At 40.5% G+C, this 23,879-nt stretch carries 22 protein-coding genes; 12 read left to right on the top strand and 10 right to left on the bottom strand.

The window, feature by feature from the left end; all coding sequences use genetic code 11:
• Positions 1-311: 311 nt before the first annotated feature.
• From FGU46_RS05175 to FGU46_RS05195, 5 genes are all read right to left on the bottom strand, one after another.
• Positions 312-557 (bottom strand): hypothetical protein, encoded by a 246-nt coding sequence (locus tag FGU46_RS05175; protein WP_286478070.1) that lies wholly within the window; start codon positions 555-557, stop codon positions 312-314.
• A complete protein-coding gene (locus tag FGU46_RS05180) occupies positions 547-2,958 on the bottom strand; it encodes a bifunctional DNA primase/polymerase (protein WP_286478074.1) in 2,412 nt (803 codons plus the stop codon). Before FGU46_RS05180 ends, FGU46_RS05175 begins: the two co-directional genes overlap by 11 nt.
• A 130-nt stretch (positions 2,959-3,088) precedes the next feature.
• On the bottom strand, positions 3,089-3,232 hold the full coding sequence (locus FGU46_RS05185) for a hypothetical protein (RefSeq protein WP_286478080.1): 144 nt from the start codon (positions 3,230-3,232) through the stop codon (positions 3,089-3,091).
• Between the two features lie 192 nt (positions 3,233-3,424).
• The gene (locus FGU46_RS05190; protein WP_286478092.1) at positions 3,425-3,556 is read right to left on the bottom strand and encodes a hypothetical protein; all 132 of its coding nucleotides are present in this window, start codon (positions 3,554-3,556) and stop codon (positions 3,425-3,427) included.
• A 150-nt stretch (positions 3,557-3,706) separates the two neighbouring features.
• A complete protein-coding gene (locus FGU46_RS05195; RefSeq protein WP_286478110.1) occupies positions 3,707-4,837 on the bottom strand; it encodes a tyrosine-type recombinase/integrase in 1,131 nt (376 codons plus the stop codon).
• 139 nt (positions 4,838-4,976) lie between these two features.
• On the opposite strand from FGU46_RS05195, the gene FGU46_RS05200 reads away from it, so the two are divergent.
• The 7 genes from FGU46_RS05200 to pyrB all read left to right on the top strand — a co-directional run bounded on the left by FGU46_RS05200 (position 4,977) and on the right by pyrB (position 12,552).
• Positions 4,977-5,561 carry an XTP/dITP diphosphatase gene (locus FGU46_RS05200; protein WP_286478120.1) on the top strand — a complete coding sequence of 195 codons (585 nt, stop codon included), beginning with the start codon at positions 4,977-4,979 and terminating at the stop codon, positions 5,559-5,561.
• 1 nt (position 5,562) lies between these two features.
• Positions 5,563-5,964, top strand: coding sequence for a 30S ribosomal protein S15 (locus FGU46_RS05205; RefSeq protein WP_286478132.1), 402 nt, complete (start codon positions 5,563-5,565; stop codon positions 5,962-5,964).
• Entirely contained in the window at positions 5,930-7,291 is a 1,362-nt protein-coding gene (locus tag FGU46_RS05210) for a DHH family phosphoesterase (RefSeq protein ID WP_286478134.1), read from the top strand. The genes FGU46_RS05205 and FGU46_RS05210 overlap by 35 nt, the downstream gene beginning before the upstream one ends.
• A 22-nt stretch (positions 7,292-7,313) precedes the next feature.
• Entirely contained in the window at positions 7,314-8,504 is a 1,191-nt protein-coding gene (locus FGU46_RS05215; RefSeq protein WP_286478145.1) for an aconitase X catalytic domain-containing protein, read from the top strand.
• Positions 8,505-8,574: 70 nt separating this feature from the next.
• Positions 8,575-10,779 (top strand): DEAD/DEAH box helicase, encoded by a 2,205-nt coding sequence (locus FGU46_RS05220; protein WP_286478151.1) that lies wholly within the window; start codon positions 8,575-8,577, stop codon positions 10,777-10,779.
• A 36-nt stretch (positions 10,780-10,815) separates the two neighbouring features.
• Positions 10,816-11,544: a tRNA (adenine-N1)-methyltransferase gene (locus FGU46_RS05225; protein WP_286478159.1), complete on the top strand. Its 729-nt coding sequence runs from the start codon at positions 10,816-10,818 to the stop codon at positions 11,542-11,544.
• A gap of 84 nt (positions 11,545-11,628) precedes the next feature.
• A complete protein-coding gene (gene pyrB, locus FGU46_RS05230; RefSeq protein ID WP_286478160.1) occupies positions 11,629-12,552 on the top strand; it encodes an aspartate carbamoyltransferase in 924 nt (307 codons plus the stop codon).
• 14 nt (positions 12,553-12,566) lie between these two features.
• Here the strand turns inward: pyrB and FGU46_RS05235 are convergent, their stop codons facing one another.
• The gene (locus FGU46_RS05235; protein WP_286478167.1) at positions 12,567-13,715 is read right to left on the bottom strand and encodes an orc1/cdc6 family replication initiation protein; all 1,149 of its coding nucleotides are present in this window, start codon (positions 13,713-13,715) and stop codon (positions 12,567-12,569) included.
• 1,146 nt (positions 13,716-14,861) lie between these two features.
• Here FGU46_RS05235 and FGU46_RS05240 point away from each other — a divergent pair.
• The 3 genes from FGU46_RS05240 (at position 14,862) to FGU46_RS05250 (ending at position 17,521) form a co-directional block, all read left to right on the top strand.
• Positions 14,862-15,962, top strand: coding sequence for a cobalamin biosynthesis protein (locus FGU46_RS05240; RefSeq protein ID WP_286478169.1), 1,101 nt, complete (start codon positions 14,862-14,864; stop codon positions 15,960-15,962).
• A gap of 140 nt (positions 15,963-16,102) precedes the next feature.
• A complete protein-coding gene (locus FGU46_RS05245; RefSeq protein WP_286478171.1) occupies positions 16,103-17,101 on the top strand; it encodes a cobalt-precorrin 5A hydrolase in 999 nt (332 codons plus the stop codon).
• 165 nt (positions 17,102-17,266) lie between these two features.
• The gene (locus tag FGU46_RS05250; protein ID WP_286478173.1) at positions 17,267-17,521 is read left to right on the top strand and encodes a UPF0147 family protein; all 255 of its coding nucleotides are present in this window, start codon (positions 17,267-17,269) and stop codon (positions 17,519-17,521) included.
• 101 nt (positions 17,522-17,622) lie between these two features.
• Here FGU46_RS05250 and FGU46_RS05255 read toward each other — a convergent pair whose 3' ends face one another.
• Entirely contained in the window at positions 17,623-18,183 is a 561-nt protein-coding gene (locus tag FGU46_RS05255) for a class II aldolase/adducin family protein (RefSeq protein WP_286478179.1), read from the bottom strand.
• A 131-nt stretch (positions 18,184-18,314) separates the two neighbouring features.
• Entirely contained in the window at positions 18,315-19,766 is a 1,452-nt protein-coding gene (locus FGU46_RS05260; RefSeq protein WP_286478181.1) for a DNA-directed DNA polymerase II small subunit, read from the bottom strand.
• A 196-nt stretch (positions 19,767-19,962) separates the two neighbouring features.
• Between FGU46_RS05260 and FGU46_RS05265 the strand changes: the two genes are divergently transcribed.
• On the top strand, positions 19,963-20,487 hold the full coding sequence (locus tag FGU46_RS05265) for a hypothetical protein (protein WP_286478190.1): 525 nt from the start codon (positions 19,963-19,965) through the stop codon (positions 20,485-20,487).
• Positions 20,488-20,549: 62 nt separating this feature from the next.
• Positions 20,550-21,611 (top strand): precorrin-3B C(17)-methyltransferase, encoded by a 1,062-nt coding sequence (gene cobJ / locus FGU46_RS05270; protein WP_286478195.1) that lies wholly within the window; start codon positions 20,550-20,552, stop codon positions 21,609-21,611.
• A gap of 101 nt (positions 21,612-21,712) precedes the next feature.
• Here the strand turns inward: cobJ and dapF are convergent, their stop codons facing one another.
• Both dapF and lysA read right to left on the bottom strand, forming a co-directional pair.
• Entirely contained in the window at positions 21,713-22,585 is an 873-nt protein-coding gene (gene dapF, locus FGU46_RS05275) for a diaminopimelate epimerase (protein ID WP_286472357.1), read from the bottom strand.
• Entirely contained in the window at positions 22,582-23,868 is a 1,287-nt protein-coding gene (gene lysA, locus FGU46_RS05280) for a diaminopimelate decarboxylase (protein WP_286472358.1), read from the bottom strand. Before lysA ends, dapF begins: the two co-directional genes overlap by 4 nt.
• Positions 23,869-23,879: the final 11 nt, after the last annotated feature.

Raw genomic sequence — 23,879 nt, forward strand, 5'->3', positions numbered from 1 at the left:
ATACTTACACCTGATCCATAATAAATCTAACGGACGGCTATAATGTATTGTATTCCAATACAAACACATTTATTATGTTTATTTTCAAATTGATTAGATATAATATGGAAAAAAAATTAAGGGGGGGGTCTTCATATCCTGAAGAAGGTTTATGGGAAATTTGTGTCTAAAATATTAGTTATCGTTACATTAAATGACTTATAGTTCTTATGCCAAGTTGTAAACATGACTTTTTACAATGAGTTTGTTAATACTTTTTCTTTACTCTATATGAAAAAATGGAAAAGGTAAAAAAAAATAATCTATCCTGATTATCTTTTTCTTTTCATTCGCTTTCTTTCTTCAAATTCTTCCCTAGTAACATTATAAACTGGCCTTATACAGAAAATGAAGTTATTTGAAATAAATTGACACACATTGTCATCCATAATATAGATATTGCCTTCTTCATCAACATCATCAAGGAAAGTTACGAAAGAATTACTTCCTTTAAGCTTAAGGAATATCATAGACTTTTTAAGCTTATTAAAGAAATTTAAGTTCTTTTTAGTTACCATAAACATCACCACTTGACAAATCCTCCATAAGTCCTCTTTCATCGAATAGTTGGAGTAGTTTTGTTTTTTTGATGAAGTATTGGCCTCCTGATGACCATCCTGCTATTTTAAGGTTTTCAATAGCAGATTTAGTGGCATTGTGGTGTATGCCTTCATTCTCTGTTTCAACTAGTTCATCATGGATTTCTTTGTTTGTAACTTTGTATGATGGTTCGTTGAGTTTGTTACCCCCATCGGTAAGCTTTTGACCTTTGTACATGCTGTATAGTGCTCTTAAGACCCTGTTTTCTTTTTCATAGGTGTTTGATCTGCCTTTGCTTATGGTATCTTCTGCAAATGAAAGGAGATCTGGATATTTATTAGGGAATGCTTGTTTGCATATGGCTAATAAGGGTAACCAGACGTTGAATTCTCTGCCATTTAGTCTATTAGTTGGTTCTATTGCGTTGTAGGCTTCAAGAACTGCTTTTTGGTTTGAAATAGCCCATTGCATTAATCTTTTTCGAACTGTTGAGAAGAATGGGTCATTGGAGAGTTCTTTTTTTCTTTTAGCATATTTTTTGTCATTAATTAGTTTGGTTAGGATTATTTTTACTCCTTTTTCATCAGCTTCTACAGGTTTGCGGGTTGCAAGGACTTTAGGGCAATAAACAGGATAATCTACGACGTAGTATTCTTCATTGCCTTTTTTATCTTTGCGTTTTTCTGTTCTTGGTACTGTTCCTCCTTGGTCGTAGCCTGCTTCTAAAATTGATATTAGTGCATTGCCAGAGCTGGTGTTGAGTGTTCGATGGAATTCGTCGATTATTAATGTTGGAAGTTGTTTGGCTATTCTTCTAAAAAGTGCGGCTTCGGTTATGGAAACTTGTTTACTTGTCGCATTCCAGCAAGTCTTTTCCATTAGGTCCAGAAATGTTCCTTTTCCAGTCCCTTTTTCGCCACTAATTATCATGTAACCATATGAAGCAAATAAAGGAAAAAGATAGGTTCCCATAATAAAACAAGTAGTCAGAACGTACTGAATATCGTAATCAAGGTTAAGGTAATAGTCCAGTTTCTTATAGATGTCTTTTTGGATAGTTTCTTGGATAAGTGTTCCAGGTAATTTAGAAAAAATTAGTTCAGGACTTTTTTGGATATTTTCAGGTATAGATAAGGCTTCTTTTATACAAAGCTCTATCATGCGTTGCTGATTACCATTTAGGAGAATGTTAGAATTTGTTATAGTGGTTCTGGAAGATGCATCGTTGGTGGTTGTATAAAAAGGGATTGGATCAAAGCCATATCCACATTTTTCACCATAAAAACCTATTACCTCTGAAACTTCTTCATAGGTACCATCATTTTGGGTGGGTTTAAGTTGTGGTTTAAGTGGAATTAAATAATAAATACTTCCATCAATGGTAGTAATGGGTGTTTCTTTAATATCATCATGAAGATTATCATCATCCAAGCTAAAAATGTCAGAAGCATCAATTTGGGAAAGATCAAACTCCTTGGTTGTAGAAACAATCTGATCTGAATCAGCATATTCTTTTTTCCTTATGCAGTTCTTACAAGTATCATCATTGATGTTAAACACTGTTTTAAGATGGCTACAAGTTGGGTGTTTAAAGTCCTTTTCGTATATCCTCTCCAAGTGATCTTTGGTAATATTGTAATCAAAGTCTGTAAATGTTCTAAAAAAGTCAATTGCATCTTCGATGTCGATCCCATTGGCATGGAAGAATGCTGCGATTGAGGTACGTTGCTCATGTGTGCAATGGTTCTTTTTATGAGATACTGCATTTTTAATACATTGGTACTCAAGGAAACTACATGTATTGCTCCATTCTTCAAGGAAATTACTTGTTACTTTAATTATATCATTGGCTCTTTTAATTTCAAGATCATTTACTACAATGTATTCTTGTAGATATCCATTGTCATCATTGCCTTTTCCATGTACAATTACATGCTTTCCTTCTTTACCATGTATTTCCACCCTTGGAGAACGTTGCTTAAATTTAAGGTAATCCTTAGGATCTTCTACGACATACAGGCATCTATAACCTCCATTAGGTGTTTTTATAGTCAAAGTATCGAACATTTCTGGATATCTACGCTTCAATATGTGATAAGTCCATTCCCAATCAAAATCTAGATCAACAAGACCACCAATACCAGTAAAGTAACTATAAGAAGTAGCTTTAGTGCCAGCTTTATTATAAAGACGCCGGACATCTTCATCTGATTGATCTTCTTTTGCATATGTCTGCCAATTATTAAATCCAGGATGCTTTTCCCTAGTATTAAAAACCACAGCTAAACCATATTTTTCACGATTTTCATCATTAATAGCACATTCAAGTAAGTTATAACTATTACAAACCGTTTCCTTCAAATTATCTATTTTTATCAAGTTTTATCCACTCCTATAAATGAATTGGTCTGGGATTATCAATAAAAAAAAATAATCGCCCTGTTATGGGTCCTTCTTGTTATTGTTATGTTTATATTATATCCCAAACCCGGAATAGGTTCAAAATTTACTATCTCTTAATCTGGGCCTTTAAAAAATCCTTATTTTCCTTAATTAAAGGAATTCCTTTATCCAAAGATTGCCTAATAAGTTCAGATATTGGAACTTTCAGCCCACATTCAATTTCAATTTCTTCTTTAATTCTTTCAAGCATACAACGTTGTTCAGAAAAAATATGAACTGTAATTGCCTTGGTATCAATATACCTAATTTTAATCACTCCTAATCATTTTTAAAAGCATCTTTGGGTTCTTGATTCTATTCCAATTATGATGCTTCACTATTTACTGTAAAACTTTAATTTAGTAGAAAAAAGAATGTGCAGACACTGTAAAAAGTAAAAAAATTAAATTTTTCCAACAATTTTGAGTAGTTTTTCTATTGTATCTATATACGCGGGTTTATCATCGATATTATACTGTTCTTCATAGATTTCTTGTAATATATCATAAAATTCCATGTTTTCCACCTCCTTCATTTTTTTAGAAGCATTTCAAACTTTTTTTAAGTTCAAAATTTGATTACTTCACTTTATACTGTAACGCTTTTGAAGAGTAGAAAACAAAATTATCCAGATTAAAACTAATTTAAAAAATAAATAAAAAAAAAGGTAAAATGAATCCTATTTTTATTCTACAACAACTTTCTTCTGTAAGGCCTTAATGAATTGATTGTTAGATAAAAGGCTTTCTATAAGTTCTACTTTCTCTTTTTCTGCCATGTATTGATTATTTCTATTCAAATTGTTTTCTATGATTATTAATGCATCCATATGCTTCATATACTCCTTTCTCATCGATTCTATATCCATTTTAAAGTAAGAACCAGCAGTTTTTTCCAATTTATGCCCTAATAGCCATTCTACTCTATAAGAATCCATTCCTGCATCGTATAAGGCATTTGTAAAAAACTTCCTAAGGTTATGAGATCGAAAAAAACGTTGGTACCCTGACTTTCCAAAGCCACACCGGTCATTGATAGCCTGGAATGCCTCATCAAAAGTATTTCCCTTCATCTTATTCCCATTGACCGAGAAAAGATAATCTTCCATAGATTTTAGGTATTTGTTATTATTTTCATTATTTTTTAGGTATTCTATAATGGCAAATATGCTTTCAGGCGTAGAAAAGGTAATATAATCCATTTCGGTCTTCTGCCTAATGACATGCCATTGCCCAACTACATCCTTATCTTGGAGCCTTGATTGAATTTTAGTTAAATCAAATCTTTCATCACCAGTTAAGTCTTTTAGTTCGTGTTCTAATGCTTTTATGAAGTCTTTATACTTTAAATTTCTTATTTCAGCAGAAGCAAGGCCAGAAGATGCCATTAATAGTATTATTGCTTCGTTTCGCTTATTCGTGTGTCTGATAGCTTTTAATATGTCTTTTTTTGAAGGAATCCTTTTTAGGGCAGGATTTTCATTTGAAGTTGGTAGTTTTATCCTTGGAGTTATAACATCATATTCATGGTAAAATGTTTTAACAGAATTGACCCTGTTAAAAATTGTTTGAGGAGCATACTTTTTCTCCGAAAGATGTTCTACGAAATCAATAAAATATTCTTTGATTTTCCTTTTGTTCATCCTTTTTCCATCTTCTTCTTCCATTATAGCTTCTTTTATTATTTCTGTGGGTGTTTTTCCTATAAAATCAGAATAAGCTTGTAAACCCTGCCTATGGAATTTGATTGATCGTTCTTTGTATCTTCTAGCCCGAACGAATTGTTTAAAATATTTATCATCTATAATATTGATCATGAAAATCACTCCTTTTGTTTTGTATATAGATACTTGGAAACCCAAACAGTATAAGCATAGTAACTTAAGGGTGGATTGTAACGTTTATATATGTGTAACGCTTATTACTGATTTGTAGTGTTTCTTATTGGTGATTTTAATGGCTAAAAGTGGATATCTTTCAAAGAGGATAACCTTTATAACTGGGAACCAACACAAAGTAAAAGAAGCCCAAGGAATATTCAGCCACTTCCAGATCGAGGTGGAGCACGTGGACCTGGGCTATCCCGAAATTCAGGGTGACTTGGATGAAGTAGCCCGTTATGGTGCCCTTTACGCTTCCAAGCGTCTTGAGAAACCGGTGATTGTAGAAGATGCCGGTCTATTTATCCGGGAGTTAGGATGGTTCCCTGGAACTTACTCGTCCTACGTGCAGGGTACCCTGAAAAACAAGGGCATTTTAAAGCTCATGGAAGATGTTCAGGACCGCTACGCCGAGTTCAGGTCGGTGATTGGGTTTGCTACGCCCAAGACCGAGCCCGAGATTTTTTTAGGTGTGGTGGAAGGACAAATAGCCCATGAGGAACGCGGAGAATATGGATTCGCATACGATCCCATTTTTATACCTAACGGTTACGATAAAACCTTTGGTGAGCTGAAAAGGGAGATAAAAAACCGTTTTTCCCATCGAAGGAGATCCTTAGAAAAATTCGCGTTATGGTTTGAAGATTACAGAGGTGATTAGGATGGCTCTGGAGCCAGATTGGATAGAATACTCAACTGAAGAGATTGAAGAACTGATATTGAAACTGACCAAGGAAGGAAACTCTACCAGTAAAATTGGAGTAATACTAAGAGACCAGTACGGAATTCCCGACGTGAAAGCCGTGACTGGGATGAAGATAACCCAGATCCTGGAAAACCACGACCAGGGATTGGAATATCCGGAAGATTTGATGAACCTCATTCGTAAAGCCGTCAACGTGAGGGACCACTTGGAGGAAAACCCCAAGGATCTGCACACTCGCCGTGGCCTGCAACTGATGGAATCCCGGATTCGTAGACTAGTAAAGTACTACGTGCGGGAAGGTGTGCTACCTCAAGGATGGAGATATGAACCAAAAAAGGCAGCACTACTTGTTAAGTAGGGCTGAAGAAGCCTGCCAGCTCCTGGAGAAACACCTAGAACGGGATCATGTGGTGAGAGTAATCTCCCACAATGATGCCGACGGTATCTCCGCTGCTGGCGTAATCTGCAACGCTATAGCCAAGCGTAAGGGTAAATTCCACGTTACTATAGTACCTCGGCTTAAGGATGATATTTTAGAACGCCTTAGCCAGGAAAAATACAAGTTATATTTTTTCTGCGACATGGGAAGTGCTTACGTAGAGCGTATAAGTAAGCTCCGCGGGGACTCCATCATTGCTGACCACCACCAGACCATAGACGCCACCGGAGATAAACATGAAAACCTGGTCCATGTGAATCCACACTTATTTGGAATGGACGGTACCCGCGACGTCAGCGCCTCTGGTGTTACTTACCTATCGGTTCGTTCCCTGGATAATCCAGAGCTAACCGGAATAGCCCTGGCTGGCGCCATGGGTGATATGCAGGGACAAAACGGGTTCCAGGGAGTGAATCAGACCATCCTGCAGGAAGGACAAGAAGCGGGTTTTATAGAGGTATACGAAGATTTGAAGTTGGCCTATAAAGAAGATGAACCGCTGTACAAGGCCCTGTCCTACACCTTCAATCCAGCTCTTTCAGGTGTTTCTGGTGATCTAGAAGGTAGCCAGGGATTTTTAGAAAAATTAGGACTTTCATATGGGATTAAATTCTCAGATCTGGCCAACGAGGAAAAGGACATCCTGCGGGAAGAGCTAGTCAAGGTGAATCCCAAGATACTGGGAACTGTATATGCCCTTATAAGTGAAAAACCTCCACTAAGAAGTCTAGAAGATTATTCTAGAATTCTTGATGCGTGTGGAAAGAGTAAACAACACACTGTGGGTATGAGTATCTGTTTGGGGGATAGGGATGCGGCTCTTAAGGAGGGAATGGAATTACTGCACCGCTACCAGGACCGGCTGCTCTCTGGCCTGGAATGGATCCGAAAGGAAGGTGGCCAGGAGAGGGAATTCATACAGTGCATTTACACCGAGGATAAGAAGCGTAAAAGCATCCTGGGAACCCTGGCCAGTGTGGGGCTGGAATTAGGCATCCTTAATCCAGAAAAACCGGTTTTAACCCTGGCCCGTTTACACCAAGATGTGAAGGTATCTGCCCGCACCACCACTCAGATGACGGCTAAGGGTGTCAACCTGGGATTGGCCATGGAACAGGCCTCCCATAATTTCAATGGAGCTGGTGGAGGACACAATATAGCCGCTGGGGCCATGATCCCCTACAAGGATCTGGAAAACTTCAAGAATCTGGTCAATGATATGGTGGGAAGCCAGATATCATCTTAATCCTGGTTAATTTGGTGACAACATGTACCTGACTCCAGAAGAGGAAAAAATGTACCAGGGCCACTACGGCCCTGCCGTTGAGAAGAGTATGGAAATCCTGGTGGCACTGGGAGACATATATCAGGCCGAAAAAATGGTGGAAATCACCTCGGCCCAGATATCAGGGGTGTCCTACAAAACCATTGGTGATGCCGGCCTGGAATTTCTAGAAGAAATGGCTCAGAGTGCCCGGGTTAGGGTACCATCCACCCTCAACCCTGCCGGGGTGGACCTGGATCACTGGCAAGAGCTGGGATTCTCCCGAGAGTTCACCGAAAGGCAGCTTCGAATCGTAGCCGCCTACCAGAAGATGGGAATCACCACCACTTGCACCTGTACACCCTACCTGGCCAGCAACCTACCCATCCTGGGCAGTCACATAGCTTGGTCAGAATCATCCGCTGTTTGTTATGCTAATTCTGTTATAGGCGCCAGAACCAATCGTGAGGGAGGTCCGGGAGCACTTTCCGCAGCTATTTGTGGTCGTGCCCCCTTGTATGGCTATCACTTGGAGTCTGGCCGTAAAGCTAATCTGGTGGTGGAAGTACAAACCAACCTTAATGGTGCCGATTACGGGGCTCTGGGCTACATGGTGGGTAAGGAAGTGGGAAGTGGAGTGCCATACTTCCAGATGACGGGCAAGCCAGGCCCCAACGATTTGAAAAGTTTAGGGGCAGCTCTGGCTTCTTCCGGGGCCGTGGCTCTCTATCATGTGCAGGACGTTACTCCCGAATATCATCTGGCCATGCGGGGCCTGGAAGTGGGGGAGGTGGAGCTTATGACCGTGGAAGAAAGTGAAATCCAGGAAGTCCGAGGACAACTATCCTCCAGTTCTAAAAAACCGGATCTGATCTGCCTGGGATGTCCCCACGCCTCCCTGGATGAGGTAGGTGAAGTGGCCAGCTTTTTAGAAGGAAAAACTTTGAGCAATGATTTGTGGGTTTGTACCTCCATCCTGGTTAAGGCCGCTGCGGACCGGATGGGCTACACGGATACCATCCGAAAGGCCGGTGGGAAAATCATCACCGACACTTGTATGGTGGTGGCTCCCATTGAGGAGTTAGACTACCAAGTAATCGGGGTAAACTCGGCCAAAGCTGCTAATTACGTGCCCAGTATGTGCGGCTTAGAAGTGGTCTATGATGACTTGGAAAATCTGCTGTACTTCAAATAAATTGAATTCATTTTCCTATTGGTGGCAGATTCCAACACCATTATAAGAAATCGGCTTGATAATCATAATCATGAGTAAATGGATAGAGCACCATCTCATCTACCCCGAGAAGATTGAATCCAGGCTTTACCAGCAGGTTCTGGCTGCCGATGTTCTCAGAAAGGGTAACACCATGATCGTGGCTCCTACTGCTCTGGGAAAGACTATTATAGCTGTATTGGTTGCTGCCGAGCGGTTGAAGAACTTTCCTGACAGTAAAGTGCTGGTAGTTGCTCCCAGCAAGCCCCTGGCAGTACAGCATGAAGAAAGTTTTCATTTGTTTCTAAAGGCCACCACCATGGTTTTAACTGGCGCTGTGAGTCCCAATGAAAGATCCAAACGTTGGAATGAAGCACAGGTAATTTTAGCCACGCCTCAAACCATTGAATCTGATCTCATCGCTGGACGTTATTCTCTAGAAAATGTTTCCCTCTTAGTTTTTGATGAATGCCACCGGGGGACAGGATCCTATGCTTACGTATTCCTGGCCAACATTTACCAAACCACTTCCCAGAATCCCCTGATTCTGGGTTTAACCGCCTCTCCTGGGGGGGAGGAAGAAAAAATAAATGCAGTGTGTGAAAATCTCTTTATACATAATGTGGTTGTCAAGAATGAGGACGATTTGGATGTAAAGCCTTATTTCAATCCCATAGATGTGGACTGGGTCCGCGTGGAACTAACCAAGGAACAGAAGGCCATAAAAGGCCATTTGGAAGCTGCGCAGAAAGGAAGGTTAAAGGCTTTGAAGAAGATGGGAATCATCAGATCCATTTCCCAGATAAGCAAACGAGATATTCTAAAGGCTCGCAGCAGAGTGCAGAACAGGATATCTCGCAGTGCTAAGCCCCCCAGAGATTGTTTAATAGCAATTTCGGTGTTAACTGCTGTTTTCAGTATCCTGCATTCACTAGAACTTCTAGAAACCCAGGGTATCCATAATTTAAACGGATACTTCCAGCGTCTGGCTAAAAAAAATACCAAAGCAGCTAAAGGTTTGTTAAAAGATGATGAATTTAAAACAGCCGTTTATTTGACTAAAAAAGCCCAGGAACAAGGCCTAGAACATCCTAAAATGAAGGAGTTAATAGAAATCCTTAAAAAAGAGCTACAAGGAAAGGATAGGCAGATAATTGTATTCAGTCAGTACCGGGACACGGTTAACCAGATTTACAGCAAATGCCAGGAAGAAGGTATTAAAGCGGTTAAGTTCTTCGGACAGGCATCCCGGGAGAAAGAAAAAGGACTAAGCCAGAAAGAACAGAAGGAGATTATTAAGGCTTTCCGTATGAAAAGTTACCAAGTACTGGTTTCTACCAGCGTGGCTGAGGAAGGAATAGACATACCTTCAGTGGACTTGGTAATCCTCTACGAGCCAGTTCCATCTGAAATCAGAATGATTCAGAGACGTGGTAGGACGGGTAGGAAAAGTAAAGGAAGGATGATAATACTCATAACTAAAGGAACCCGTGACGAGTCATATTATTACTCCAGCCAGTACAAGGAGAAAAGGATGAAAAATCAGCTCTCCCAGGATTATGAAAAAAAGGTGGAGATCAGACCGGAACAGGTAAATCTGGTGCCCGAAGTGGAAAAGCCAGTGGTTTATGTGGACCACCGGGAAGTCAAGTCCGGTGTGGTCAGGGAATTGCATAGTTTAGGGGTCAAGGTTGTAAGCACCAGTCTTTCGGTGGCAGATTACCAAGTGGGTAATGAGGTAGCTGTGGAAAGAAAAAGCTCCAGGGACTTTGTTGGCTCGGTCATTGACAAACGGCTGTACAAACAGGCTAAAGATATGGTGGAAAGCTTCCAGCAGCCAGTTGTAATCCTGGAAGGAGATGATCTGTACAGCGGCGGTTTACATCCCAACGCCATCAGGGGTGCTCTGGCTAGTCTTGCTGTGGACTTTGGTCTACCCATCATCCCCACCCGATCCCCGGAAGACACGGCGGCTATGATCCAGCGACTAGCAATAAGAGAAATGGAAAAAGGACCCCGTAAAATACAAACCAGGACTGAGCGCAAGCCCCTTACCCTGGAAGAACAGCAACTATTCATAGTAGAATCACTACCCCAAGTGGGTCCGGTAACGGCGCGTAAGCTACTGGAAGAATTCGGTAGCGTGGAAGGGGTTATAAAGGCCAGTCTCAAAGATTTACAGAAAGTTGAAGGTATTGGTAAAAAAATTGCCCAAAATATACGAGAAATAGTGGAATCAGTTTATAAAAAGAAATAGAAGGCTTATAAATTATTTATCAAGGATTTGATCATCATGCGTGTTTTAATAGACTCTAGAGGTAGAAAGTATCTGGTAGGTTCTGATGACCTGCACACCGACGCTGGCTACATTAAAAAGGAAGACATAGTAAAAAGCGCCTCAGGTGATGTGTTGAAGACACATCTGGGAAAGAAATACACGGTCATAGATGCCAACATCAACGACTACATAGAATTGATGGAAAGACGCTGCTCCATAATTCTACCTAAGGATATGGGGATCATGGCTGCTTACACTGGAATTGGATGTGGAGGTAGGGTTCTGGATGCTGGTACCGGAGCTGGAGCGAGCGCCATCTTCCTGGCTAACGTAGTGGGTCCGGAGGGTAAAGTATACAGTTACGAAATAAGAGAAGATTTTGCTGAGATAGCCAAGCGAAACATCGAGGGATTTGGTTTAAAGAACGTGGAGGTGAAATGCCAGGACTTATCGCTGGAGATGGACGAGAAGGATCTGGACCTAGTGTTTTTGGATCTTCCCAAACCATGGATGGTGGCAGAAAATGTCTTTAGCGCAATTAAAACTGGTGGATTCCTGGCTACGTACACTCCCTTCGTGGATCAAATTATGACCCTGCATCATGTGCTTAAAAAGGTTGGATTTTCCAATATTGAAACGATGGAATGTCTTTTAAGGGGTATGGAAGTTAAGAGCAAGGGTACTCGTCCTAAAACAAGGATGACCGGGCACACTGGATATTTAACCTTTGCCCGTAAGTTATGAATCAGGGAAAAGAGAATGATTATTTAAGATAATAAACAAAGAGGATAACCAGGATAGGTTTCAGCTTGTAAGGGGGATCAGTGTATGGTTTTCAGTCAAAGAGACATCATTTCCATTAGAGATTTCAGTAAGGATGATATTGATTACATTTTAAGAATTGCTGAGAAGATGGAACCCATCGCTCGGTCCCAGGAATCATCAGATATTTTATCCGGAAAACTTCTGGGTATGCTGTTCTATGAGCCATCCACCCGTACTAGGTTATCATTTGAGGCAGCCATGAAACGTCTGGGGGGAAGTACCATTGGTTTTGCTGAGGCTAGGACCAGCAGTGCCACTAAGGGTGAAAAACTTACCGACACGGTGCGAACTGTGGGTGAATATACCGATGCTTTGGTGCTGCGACATAATATGGAAGGAACTGCCCGTCTGGCTGCAGATATCGTGGACGTGCCGGTGATTAATGCTGGAGATGGAGCTGGACAGCACCCCACCCAGACTTTGCTGGATTTGTACACCATGAAAAGGTTGCTGGGTAAGATCAGGGATCTGCATGTGGCCCTGGTGGGTGATCTTAAATATGGGAGAACGGTGCATTCCCTGGCCTACGCCCTGGCCATGTTTGGGGCTCGGATGAGCTTTGTATCACCACCGGAGTTGAAGATGCCCAGGGAGATTATGGAAGATCTGAGTGGAGCCGGAGTTACCGTCCAGGAGACCAGTGAAATAAGGGATGTTTTATCCTATGTGGATGTTCTCTACGTCACCAGGATCCAAAAAGAACGTTTTCCAGATCCACAGGAATACTTGAAGATTAAGGGGGCTTACACCATCGATAAAGAGCTTTTAAAAAATAGTGAAGCCATGGTGATGCATCCTCTGCCCAGGGTTGATGAAATAGCTCCCGATGTGGATGACACACCCTACGGGAAATACTTCCAGCAAGCATTCTATGGGGTGCCAGTGCGAATGGCACTTTTAAAGTCTTTGATTAAACAAAAGATATAATTTTACGACTTATTTTACTGCCACATGGCATCTTCCAAAAGATGGGTGTCACACTGGAGGTCAATTATATTGGTCCGGCCTTTACCCCGCCCTCTGGAAACCGTTTTGGTAGATATAAGCCCTAACATTTCCAGTTCATTTATGAAATCAAATATTCGCCGGTAGGAAACAGAATCACCCTTAGTAATGTCTTTATAAACATCATAGAGTCTTCCACTCGTAATTTCCTCTTTATGGTTGGTGAGGTATAGTAAAGATTCCAGAACTTTCTGTTGCTGACTGGGAAGGGTCATTACTATGTCAGTGACCTTATTATGCTCAATATTATCCTTAGCTTCCCTTACATAGTCTTCATGCACGATATCGGTTCCTTTCTCATCAGCCAGTTCACCAGAGGTTCGAAGCAGATCTAAAGCGTAACGGGCATCACCCTCTTCTCGGGCAGCCAAAGCTGCGCAGAGGGGTATGACCTCATTTTCAAGAGAACCTTCATTAAAAGATAATTTAGCACGTTCTTCAAGAATGTCCACCAGCTGTTGGGCATTATAAGGTGGGAAAACAATCTCCCGATCCCGCAGACTACTTTTTACACGGGGTTTTATGAATTGTTTAAATTCGACGTAGTTACTTATAGAAGCTATAGCAACATTTTCAGTTCGGGTAAGAGTGTAAAGAAGGCCATCACCATCATTTTTGAGGAGTATGTCAATTTCGTCCAGGATAATTATTAGAATAAGATTCTTTCCAAAAACGTTCTTTTTAAAAAGGTTGCGGAAGGCATGCACCACTTCCGCTTTGGTCCAACCACGATAGGGTACATCCTGACCCATCTGTTGGCATAATCTAGCAATAACTTGATATTCAGTGGTATAATCAGTGCAACGGATGTATTCCACCCGGACATTAACATTTTTATCCCGGGCCACTTGTTCCAATTGTTTCTTGGCAAATTTAGCCACTGCAGTTTTTCCAGTTCCGGTTTTGCCATAAATGGTCACATCCGGTGGAGTTACATTACCCAAAGCCTCGATCCAGTACTTAGCCACAGATTTTATTTGTTCATCCCGGTGTGGTAGATAGTCCGGTAAAAAACGATGATCAAGATATTTTTTACATTTAAAAATAGATTTTTTTTCACCCAATTCTTCAAAAATGTTCATCAAACCACCGGTTATTAATATTGAAATCTCATTCACTTGCAGATAATAAGTCCAGTTAATATTGCCGAATGGTAATCCCAAATATCAACATATTAACTTTGATAGGGGAAAAATAAACTGATTAAAGCCATTAACAATTAAATAAAGACCCATTTTCAGAAAACATTATCCCCCGACCTATAGTATAAGGTGCGTTTCAAGTGTAACTTCACCATACCATATATAGATTAGTATGAGAGAGGTGCATTTCCACTGTAAAAATAAGTTATGGGCTGGAAATACATGACTTAGACATGCATTTCAACTGTAAAAATTGAAAGATTCAGTTAATGGTGTAGGAGTAAGACATGCATTTCAACTGTAAAAATTGAAAGATTCAGTTAATGGTGTAGGAGTAAGACATGCATTTCAACTGTAAAAATACAAACATCATCTGGAAACAGGAGAGAAAGACATGCATTTCAACTGTAAATTTTCTGATTGTAAAAATTAATAATAAAAATTAATAAAATATTTTTAGTTAAATCATAAATTTTAAGTAAAAACGAATTTGGTGAGTATAATCTTATAATTGAATAATTAAATGAAATATCACATTATAAACAAACAAAATAATCACAATGTTTATATTAATTCTTAAAATTCTTTTATTAACTTTTTAAAGTCTTTTAAAAAGTTATTATTAAATTTGTATAACAACACATATGTAATAATTTTTATTATAAATTTATTATATTCTAATTATGTCTAATATTTTTTACAGTGGAAATATATCTCTATCTCTAGATTTATTCTATTACACCTTTTTTCATGTTACAGTGGAAATGCACCTCTCTTTATTATTATGACTATTTTTTTAGGTTTTCACTTGAAACGTATCTCTCATATCCGTCTTGCACCTGATGAAAATATTAATTTACACTTGAAACCTACCTCTCAAACCCTATGCTAGAAACCAACACGTATTGGACTTTATTGAGAAGCAATCCGCAACCTACTGATCTTTAAAAGACTATAATAACAGCGCTAAAATCTTTGCTTATATTTTTTTTACACTTGAAATTGATGTCTATCAAATGAAAATCAGAATCATAAAATGAAAACTTAAATAGAAACATTGCTTATAATTCCTTATACGGTGTAAAAACTATGCTTAATCTATTGTTCCTATTAATATTATCACTCATGATAGATATCTTGTGGGGAGAAGTCCCTGCACCAATACATCCCGTAGTGTGGATGGGAAAGGCTATAGATCACTTTTCAGTCCGTTTAACAAGATGGGATAGTAAAATATCAGGTCTGGTACTGACGTCCATCACCATTTCAATTTTCGTGATTATATTCTATTTCCTGCTTGTTTTAGCAAGTTTTTCCCATATTGTGTTCATCATAGTATCAGCCCTTCTATTATCAACTATATTTGCCATAAAAGGACTATACCGAACTGCCAGCGAAATACAAAATGAGTTAGAAGGGAATGTTGACAAAGCTCGTGAACTGGTTTCGTATCTAGTGAGTAGAGACACTGAAACCCTTTCAAAAAATGAATTAGCCTCAGCTACGGTGGAAAGCATCACTGAAAATATTAATGATTCGGTCACCGCACCAATATTCTACATATTACTGGCTGGAATATTGGTTACATTCCTTTATGGTGTGGATGTAAGCCAAAATTTTCTCCTAAACTCTTTAAATGGTTTGAATTTAAATGGTTTGAACTGGTTTTTTGAAGTCACCAATCCATTTACCAATTCATGGTACTCATTCACACTCCTTATACTACCCATCCTTATTGGGGTTTTCTACCGTGTGGTTAACACTCTAGATGCCATGGTTGGATATAATAACGATAAATACAAGACTATCGGGTATTTCCCGGCCAAGTTAGATGATATCATAAATTTTTTACCATCACGCATCACTGGCCTCATGGTGATAATGGCCGCTGCAATTGGTGGCCTAGCCTGGAAGAATTCATGGAAAATAATGAAACGTGATGCCAAAAAGACTCCCAGTCCTAACTCTGGATACCCAATGGCAGCAGCAGCTGGAGCTTTGAATGTGCAACTTGAAAAACCAGGGATTTATGTTTTGGGAAAATCTGTAGATCATTTAGATAGTAAAAATCATTTAGATAATAAAATGATAGGAAAAGCCATTTTCCTTACAAAAATTACCATTGCACTGTTCCTGCTGCTTTGCTTCACCATCTACCTAATTTTCTATCTAACAATTACAATTATCTAAAAAGTGGGATAAATAAGAACCTAATTGAAATAGAAATACATGCCACTTTAATTGTTGGGACAAATTTGATTGATACAAAAATTGATTGACAATTAAAAAATGTTACAGAAGAACTACAAGTCCATTAGGAGATAAGATACATGAGATTTGCCATTGTTAGCATCACCAAAAATGGGGTTATCTTAGCTGATAAATTAAGTCATAAACTATCAGAGGATCCCACTGTCATACAAGTTGATCGTTATGTGGGTGATGTGAAAGACACATTTATGAAGATATACGATGACTATGACTGTATCATAGCTATAATGGCTACTGGAATAGTTATAAGGACCATTTGTAATTTAATAAAAAGTAAAGAAACAGATCCAGCATTCCTGGTAATTGATGATAATGGAAAACATGTTATTAGCCTTTTATCAGGTCATTTGGGCGGAGCCAATGATTACACCCTCAAAGTTTCCCAGGCATTAGATGCCAATCCCGTGATAACCACCTCTACTGATGTTTCAAAAAAGATGGGTGTGGATGCACTGGCCCGTAAGTATTGGCTTTCACTTAGTAATCTTAACACCGTTAAAGCTCTTAACCGGGCCATAACCGATGGACAAATCCTGGATTTATATCTTCCCACTCGTTATGATTTTGTTGAAGAGAATGAAATTGCCCGTAATACGTATAAATTTCATTATTGGGATGATAATCATATACGTGTTGATTTTGAAGAGATAAGTTTGATTTTAAACCCTCTACCTTTGGTAGCTGGTGTGGGAAGCCGAAGGGGAGTTTCCGATAAACAAGTTTTGAACTGTTTAGAAGAGGCTGCCGCTCTTTTAAAGATCCCTGTGGATCGTTTAGATATTATTTCTACTGGAGAAATGAAAAAAGATGAGGAAGGTATTATTGAAGCCGCATGGAGTCTTGGAATACCAGTTGAGGTAGTTTCCGTCGATGCCCTTGAAGTTTACATCCATCCGGATCTTAAACCTTCTATCTTGGTTGAGAAAAAATTTGGAGTTGTGGGAGTGGCAGAACCGTCTGCCCTAATCACTGCTGGAGATTCTTCGAGACTGATACTAAGTAAAACAAGTAAAAATGGAGTTTCAGTTGCGGTAGCAGTCTCTGGAAGGTTGTATTAAAAGTCTTAGAGTTATTAAACCAGTATATGAACTTTTAATGAATGAAGACTTTTTTTAAACCCTTTTTTACCCTTCACATACCAAAACCTTTTTAAAACAGAAGACATAAAGTTCATTAAACAGCTTTTTATCTGATTTTATTCTAATTAAGAGGAGGCTAAATTTATGACTACCGAAGCTTTTGAACGTTGTAATCAGATTTTACAACATATAATGGAGGATACTAGTGTACCTCGCAACATCCGAAGAGCTGCCGAAGAATCAAGAGATTTATTGGCAGCAGATGATGATGAACCATCCATCAGGGCCAGTACAGTTATTTCGATACTGGATGAAATCAGCAACGACCCTAACATCCCCATACATGCTCGAACACTTATTTGGGAAGTTTTAAGTGAGCTTGAATCTATAAGACATTAAAAAATATTTAAATATTTCTTACAAGATAAAAGCTACTAATTTTTCTTAAATAAAACTAATTTTCTTAAATAAAATAAATGCTGTGAATTTTTTCTTTTTCACTAAATATTTCCATTATTTTTTAGAATCTGGGCAACAAACAACGTTTTAGCAGTTTTTTCCACCCATTCTGCCATTAGAACTGCTTCATGGATGGAGGGCCCTACTGAAACCACCCCATGAGCCTTCATTATCAGAATATCTTCTTTCTTAATACCATTTTTTACCAGTTGGGCTAGTTTTGAACTTCCCGGCGGAGCATAATCCACCATCTCCAAGTATGATTTGTTCACTGCTCCCAATCCTTCTAGACGATTAATTTTCTTTCCAGCCAGTGCAAATCCAGTAGCATATGGGGAGTGGGTGTGGACTATTCCTTCCACATCATCCCGTTCCTGGTAGATCATCAGGTGCAGTTCCAACTCTGATGAGGGAATCACTCCTTCAGTTAGAATTTTTCCATCCAGACCAACTAGAGCCACAGATTCGCTCCCAACATCTTTTAAAGAAGTTTTCGTGGGAGTTATGGCTACTAAATCATCCTTTTTCATGCTCACGTTCCCGGACTTACCCGGGGACAGTCCTTGCTTATATATGTGCTGAGAAGTTTCTGCAACTTTCATTTTAATCTGATACATGATTGGTCACTCTAAAACCCGGAGATTCATTATTAAATATGTATAATTCGTTAAATAATCATTAAATGATTAAAGCGTATGATTTAATAGTTTTTGATCCTAAGTTATGAATAAACCTAATTAAACTTAAGAAGCTTCATGGATCCACGATTAAGCACAGGTACCTGGGCGCAGGTAGGCACGATGTTATATATCTTCTGAAACTCGGTCTGGGATTGGAAGGTTCCACTGTTGATAAGGTGAATTCCCTTGTATTTCTTGTAACTATTTATATGGACATGACCGGTATGAAATACGTCAGGCACGTCCTCTATGACTAAGTGATCTTCAATTTCCGAGGCTAGAGGTGTCCTTTCACCATATATGGGTGCTAAGTGACGTTTTTCCAAAAGTTCCTTCATTATAATATCTGAATTCTGATGGCTAAGTCCCTTAACCGTCATGGCCAAGTCATCAAAGCTTCTACCATGGTATATCAATGTTTTAATCCCATCCATACTAATCAGAGAAGGGTTACTGACAAATTCCACATTATTCATCTGATACAAGTCCTTGGCATACTCTTCCGGGAGTGCGGGTTGTGGTTCAGCCAACCGGCAGGCATCGTGGTTTCCCGGAGCAATAATGATTTTAACGTTGGTTACATCTCCCAGTAGGCGGGCGGCCTCTTCATACTGCTGGTATATGTCTTTGATGTTCAATTCTTTATCCTGACCAGGATAAACTCCAATTCCATCCACTATATCCCCGGCAATTACCAAGTACTTCACATCGTTAGCAATTTCGCGTTGCAGTTCATCTCCGTAGTCCCCATTCATCCACATTATAAATCTCTGGAATGCTTTTTCCAGGAAAGTTGAACTACCGATATGGGTGTCGGAGAGGAATACAGCTGAAAAATTCATCTGCTTCTCATCAATTCTGGGCACTCCTGGATTTATGATCTGGCTGGCCATCAGCAAACTCCCTTTCCTACTACCGACCACTCCCACCACTTGATCTTTAACAATGCGCTCGGCATCCTCATAGAGTTGGTGGTTATCGTTATGGACCAAAAGAGACATGGTACCAGTTTCGTCCTCGATTTCCATGAATTTATGGTTTTTCTTGGTGTAACGGATGTCGTTCACCATTCCCACCACTTCCACCACATCTTCACTTCTCTGGGCATTTTTAATGGGCTGGGCATTTTTAAGCTCTTGTTTCCTGGTGAGCATCTGCCAGATCTTATGATAGCGATTGGCAAAGTAGGAAGAAAAGTCTTTAATTTCGCCATTGGTGTAGGACTTCTTACTGGCGTCCTGTAAAATTTGAAAATCAAATTCCTGGGGCAGAAGTTTGCTCTGCCGGATGGGTTCCCTTAAACCGTCCTTCTCTTCCAGATCTTCCAGAAATTCATCCACCATTTCTCCGGTTAAAAGAAATATGGAATCACCATTATTAACCAAATCATTAATAAGAGAGTCTGCCAGTTCTTTACTATCATTGTGGCTGTTTATTTTACGGTAAGCAGCATCATCCAGCAGAATTTCCGCATCAGCAAATTTAAGGATCAGATCACTTGTCATGGGTTAACCTAAAAAGGGAATATTTGAATTAGATTAGAATTGGAGAAAAGAAGATATACATTTTTTGGAAATCTGAACCTGCACTTGGATCTATTCCGAACCCTTTGAGAATTCACGAAAACGATTGGGTGATATACTCTTTATATAAAAGGAGGAAATAATAGAACTATTCAACATATTTTATTTAGGTGATATTTTGTCCCCACTAGTTAAAGCTTTACTCTTCCTAGGATTCTTTTTCCTGTTTTTTGAAGCAGGACTTTTTAGTTCCTACACTATAGTAACTGGAAATGCACCAGACATAAACAAACTCATCGGAATGCAGATTGACGCCATATCATCCATTTTTAATTTTGGAGATAGCTCTCTGGATAATAAAGAAGCCCTGGATATCCTGAATAAAGAAGAAGTAGGTGAAGCTCTTAAAACCAAGGCGGGGATGGATGGTATTAATATGGACACCTTGGTAGCTTACACCATCCAGAGCAATGATAATAACACCATCCTGGTCAACATAACTGCCATGCTTTATAAGGACGTACAGTCCGGTGGAGGCACAGGCAACAGCAGTGGGGGGCAAATTGTTATTTCACCCCAGGAAACGTACAGTGTAACGGCCACGGCCACGGCCACCGAAAAAACCAGTGGAATTACCATCGATGTAAACAGCATTCAAGTTACCAGCACCAGAAAGCTCTACAATAACAATAGAACCAGTTAAACACACCATTTAACCAGTTTTAATTTATAATTGAAATTGACCTAATCTTAAGAGATTGAATCATGATATATGTGGTTGGAATAGGACCTCGACGTGATGACATGACCATTCGGGCTCTAAAGATCCTCCAGGACGCTGATGTGGTCATTGGTTACGGAGGCTATTTGAAGCAGATCCGCGATCTGACCGAAGGAAAACAGGTAATAGCCCGGGGCATGGGCCAGGAACTGGAAAGGGTGGAACTGGCCATTTCCCATTCACGCCGGGGGAAAAAGGTTGCGCTTGTTAGTAGCGGTGACCCGGGAGTGTATGGCATGGCTAACGTGCTCTACCAGGTTCTAGGCAAATATGAGGATGTGAAGGTGGAGGTGGTTCCTGGGGTCACGGCAGCAACCTACACCGCCGCACTGTTAGGTGCTCCACTACACGATTTTGCTGTTATTAGCTTAAGCGATATTTTAACTCCTATTTCTGAGATAAAAAGAAAGACCAGGAAGGCTGCCGAGGCGGATTTAATAATTGTTTTCTATAATCCTCGCGGTAAACGCCGAACAATTCCCCTGCAAGAGGCGTATCAGATTTTAATGGATATTCGGAAGGCTGAAACTCCGGTGGGAACGGTCAAAACCGGAGAAAATGGCCCGGAAGTCAATGTTACCACCTTGGAGCAGCTTTCTCTGGAGGATGTGGATATGTCCACCACCATCCTGGTGGGCAATACCTTCACCTACCTTCAGGATGGTAAAATGGTAACTCCCCGCGGTTACCACATACCCCACCCCATTCATCCCTTGGCTTCAGATTTTTATGAGAAATATTTGGCGGGTGAAGGAGTGGAAGGAGCCAATCTATCCTGTGAATACTACCCCTGCCACCAGCATCCCCAAAACTGCACCTTCTGTTACTGTCCCTTTTACCCCTGCGGCGACTCCAGCACCGGCGGCCGGTGGATAAAAGAAAAGCAAGTTTGGAGTTGTGAAGGGTGCCGGTGGATACACCAGGACCAAACTGTGCAGTGCATACAGGGCAAGCTAGATCAATTGTTGCACAACATCGATGACTTGGAGAATCACAAAAAAGAGCTTCTTAAATTACGACGGGAGTGCGTCTTCTTCACCAAATAATAGGGGCATGCTATGAGGAAGATGCAGGTGAGAAGGGGATGGTTTGTCCTCGACTTATCCCACGCTTTTCTTTGAAAATAGGTTTTTTATTTTCTATCTGACTAAAAGTCTATCTCAATAATTCCCTCAAAGACCATGGTGGCGTCACCTTCCATAAAGGCGCCTAAATTACCATCCACTTGATAGACACTAATCTCCAGGTCTCCGCCAGGCAGATGTACTAGGACGTCATGGTCCAGTTGTCCCAACCGGTAACCGGAAAGAGCCACTGAAGTTGCTCCGGTACCGCAGGCCAGGGTAAAACCCGCTCCTCTCTCCCAAGTTATCATTTCCACCTCACAAGGACTGATGATCCGCACAAAATGTACATTAATACGTTCCGGGAAGGCGGAGTGGTTTTCTAGAAGTGGCCCCACTTCCTCCAGGGCCACATCATTCAAATCATCGGTGAATATCACAGCATGGGGGTTACCTACATTGACTGTGGTTAGGGCGAATTTTTTTCCATCCACATCCAGTTCTTCGTCCAGAAATTCCTCTTTATCGGTGATCATGGGTATTTCTTGGGCCAGGAAGCTGGCCAGGCCCATATCCACCCTAGTGGAGATTACTTCACCCTCCAGTACATTAAGCTCCAGTGTTTTAATTCCACCCAGAGTTTCCACCTTTATGGTTTCCTGTTCCACGACGTGGTTTTCGTAGATGAACTTGGCGAAGCAACGGATTCCGTTACCACACATCTCGGCTTCACTGCCATCAGCGTTGAATATACGAAATCTTATCTGTGCCATCTCAGAAGGTGATACGAAGATCACCCCATCTGCTCCAATTGAGAAACCTCTTCTACAAAGCTGTTCTACCACGATTGGTTTTTTATCTTCAGGGATTAGCGTCTCTTCTGATTCATTAATGACCACGTAGTCGTTGCCCAGACCATGCATCTTGGAGAAGAGAATGATATTTTTAGTGGTCATTTTAGAAGCCTCACCGGTAGATTTTGTTTGGATAAAAGGTCTGCGAAGGTTTCTCTTTCTCTTATAATATCTACTTCTCCCTTTCTCACCAAGACTTCTGCTGGCCGCGGTCTACTGTTGTACTGACTGGCCATGGAGAATGCATATGCCCCAGCATTCATTATGGCCAGGACGTCGCCTTCTTTAATCTTAGGTAGGGGACGCTCACGGGCAAAGAGATCTCCGGATTCGCAGATGTTCCCGGCTACATCTAAATTTTCCTGGGCTCTAGCTTCAGGTTTATCTCCCACCAGGATATGGTGGTAGCTGCCGTACATGGTGGGTCGAAGTAAGGTGTTAAATCCTGCATCCACTCCCACAAACTTCCTGTAACTTTGTTTAACAGTGTTAACTCGTGTTAAGAGGTATGATGCGTCTCCGACAATGTATCGGCCAGGTTCTATGCACAGGGTGGGATTATTCAAACCATATTCGTAGATTTTTTCCTTGAATAACCTGGTAATTTCCCTGGCGAAAGTTTCAATCTCCAGTTGAGGTTCGTCTGGGGTGTAAGGAATTCCCAGGCCTCCCCCGAAATCTATGAATTCAAAGTTGACTCCAGTTTCACCATGAACTTGGCCGGCCACATCCATCAATACCTTAACCGCCAGTTTAAATGGCTCCGGATCCAGAATTCCGCTCCCAATGTGAGTGTGAATTCCCACTGGACGGAATCCTAAATCAAGGGCCATATTGTACACATCAACCGCTTCATGTTCCATTATTCCGAACTTGGATAGTTCTCCACCGGTGATGCAATGGTCATGGTGACCAGCCCCTACCATAGGATTCACCCGGAAGGATATTTTAAGTCCATCACTTCTGGGAAGCTCTGCTAACCTCTGCAGCTGGGAGACACTGTCCACATTGATTCTAACACCAGACTTTAAAGCAAACTCTAATTCTGTTGTTGTAATGTTATTCCCAGTATAGAGAATTCTTTCCGGTTCAAATCCGGCCAGCAGAGAAGTGTAAATTTCTCCCGGGGACACGGCATCAATACCGCTGCCTTCTTCTTCTAAAATCCGCATAACCGCCAGGTTGGTGTTGGCCTTGGCAGCGTAGAATATTTGGAATTTTTTATACTCCTGGGAGAAGGCCTGGTAAACGCGGCGATAGTTCTCCCTCACCCTCATCTCATCCACCACATATAAGGGTGTACCGTATTCCTGGGCCAGATCCAGAGCATCTGCTCCGCCAATGGCCAAGTGTCCTTTGTCATTGGTTTGATAGTGCAGGTTCATAATAATCCTCC

This window comes from Methanobacterium sp. CWC-01 (assembly GCF_030323845.1).
Classification (GTDB): Archaea; Methanobacteriota; Methanobacteria; order Methanobacteriales; family Methanobacteriaceae; genus Methanobacterium; species Methanobacterium aridiramus.